The sequence below is a fragment of the Moorena sp. SIO4A1 genome (assembly GCF_010672065.1).
In the GTDB taxonomy this organism is placed as follows: Bacteria; Cyanobacteriota; Cyanobacteriia; order Cyanobacteriales; family Coleofasciculaceae; genus Moorena.
In genome coordinates this window covers 1-1,384 of record NZ_JAAHHX010000763.1, presented here as the reverse complement: position 1 = coordinate 1,384, position 1,384 = coordinate 1, and the positions used below count along the sequence as shown (strand labels likewise).

The window sequence follows — 1,384 nt, the reverse complement described above, 5'->3', positions numbered from 1 at the left end:
TAATAATCAACACTCTGATCTCATCAAAACAATACTATCCATGGAAAACGTCAATCAAATCACTTTAAGTTTACCCACAGATTTGCTGAAAACTACAGAAGAACTAATTCAGACAGGACTAGTAAAGAATCTTGAGGAATTAGTTGTATTAGCGTTACATCATGAAATTGTTAAACTTAAACAATTACAGCAACATAATCAACAGCTACCAGAAAATAGCAATGGTGTAGATGATCCCATTTGGGGACTCGGAGACAATCCAGTTGTAGGTGGAGTTAGTGATGCTTCTACATCTATTGATCAGTATTTATATAACTATTAATAATGAATTGCTTGTTTTTAGACACAAGCTATATACTTTTTTTACTCTTTAATTATACCGTGATTTTTGAAGAAATTAATAAAGGTAAATCTTTACCTCTAGCTTGGTAATCTTCTACCAAAAGCTCTAACACTTCTTTAGCATTTTTGAGAGCCTCTTCGTAGCTGCTGCCATGAGTATGAGCATAGGGACCAAATTCTGGCAAACTAGCAATGTAGGTTTGGTCTTGCTCTGACCATTGAATTAAGATACTATAGTGGTTTTTCATCTCTATTTATTTCTGTAAATTATCTAAGTCTCTGAGTATATTTTTAACAGCTTTTTCTTGGTATCTATTAGCGTCTTCTCCATCTTTGCCAGAGATAGTCAGACTATAGTTTAATAAAGGATGACTCCAAACTGTGTGACTGCCTTTACCTGAACGATAAGAGAAACCTGCTTTTTTTAGCATTGATTTTAGTTCTCTGATTTTCTTGGGCATTTAATTATTTTGGAAAAGTTATAGCGCTACGCGCAAGTCAGAAGGATTGAGGTAAACACTATCAGAAAAATATTTTTGCAAGAGGTCTAATCATTATTAGCTATATAGCTTAGAGCCTTCTGGACGAAAACTATCAAGAATTTGTTTGAATTTTTCTAAATCTTCCTGTCGAATTTTAGCTTCTTCTTGTGTGATTTCCTCTTCAAGGCGTTTTCTTAGCCATGCCAGAGCAGGTTGATTGAGTTTAATTTGTTCTTCAACAGTTTTCCCTCTATGTCTTAAGTAGGGAGCAAAATGACTTTGAGTATTGGTTGCCATAGATCTTAACACCTTGTTTACTTCATGCTTTACTTAATTTAGTATAGCGCTTATCAATTAGGTGAGGTACTTGGGACTGCATCTGATAGTAACCATTCAGCAATGGTTTCAAGTCATAATCCCGACTAAAATTTCCAGCAACTCGGTTAGCTCTTCTGGGACGATGTAGCGCTTGGGGTCTTGTTGTATGGAACGTTCAACGCGATTAAAAGTACCGAAACGCCAGTCTTCTCCGGTGGTAACAATGCCGTACAAAATTCTCT

4 protein-coding genes are annotated in these 1,384 nt (G+C 35.6%); 1 reads left to right on the top strand and 3 read right to left on the bottom strand.

All coding sequences use genetic code 11. The features are described from left to right. Positions 1-322 (top strand): hypothetical protein (locus F6K53_RS42720; protein WP_293086656.1); only part of this gene is annotated, 322 nt, incomplete at its 5' end. Positions 323-374: 52 nt separating this feature from the next. On the opposite strand, the gene F6K53_RS42715 is transcribed toward F6K53_RS42720, so the two are convergent. The 3 genes from F6K53_RS42715 to F6K53_RS42705 all read right to left on the bottom strand — a co-directional run bounded on the left by F6K53_RS42715 (position 375) and on the right by F6K53_RS42705 (position 1,121). Then, positions 375-590, bottom strand: a complete 216-nt coding sequence (locus F6K53_RS42715; protein WP_293086653.1) for a type II toxin-antitoxin system HicB family antitoxin — start codon at positions 588-590, stop codon at positions 375-377. A gap of 6 nt (positions 591-596) precedes the next feature. Next, complete coding sequence (locus tag F6K53_RS42710) at positions 597-803, bottom strand: type II toxin-antitoxin system HicA family toxin (RefSeq protein WP_075901496.1); 207 nt, start codon at positions 801-803, stop codon at positions 597-599. 96 nt (positions 804-899) lie between these two features. Next, on the bottom strand, positions 900-1,121 hold the full coding sequence (locus tag F6K53_RS42705; RefSeq protein ID WP_293086650.1) for a hypothetical protein: 222 nt from the start codon (positions 1,119-1,121) through the stop codon (positions 900-902). Positions 1,122-1,384 lie beyond the last annotated feature (263 nt).

Coding starts and splice junctions, on each gene's coding strand:
- F6K53_RS42715 (WP_293086653.1), bottom strand. CDS start 590: ATGAAAAACCACTATAGTATCTTAATTCAATGGTCAGAGCAAGACCAA.
- F6K53_RS42710 (WP_075901496.1), bottom strand. CDS start 803: ATGCCCAAGAAAATCAGAGAACTAAAATCAATGCTAAAAAAAGCAGGT.
- F6K53_RS42705 (WP_293086650.1), bottom strand. CDS start 1,121: ATGGCAACCAATACTCAAAGTCATTTTGCTCCCTACTTAAGACATAGA.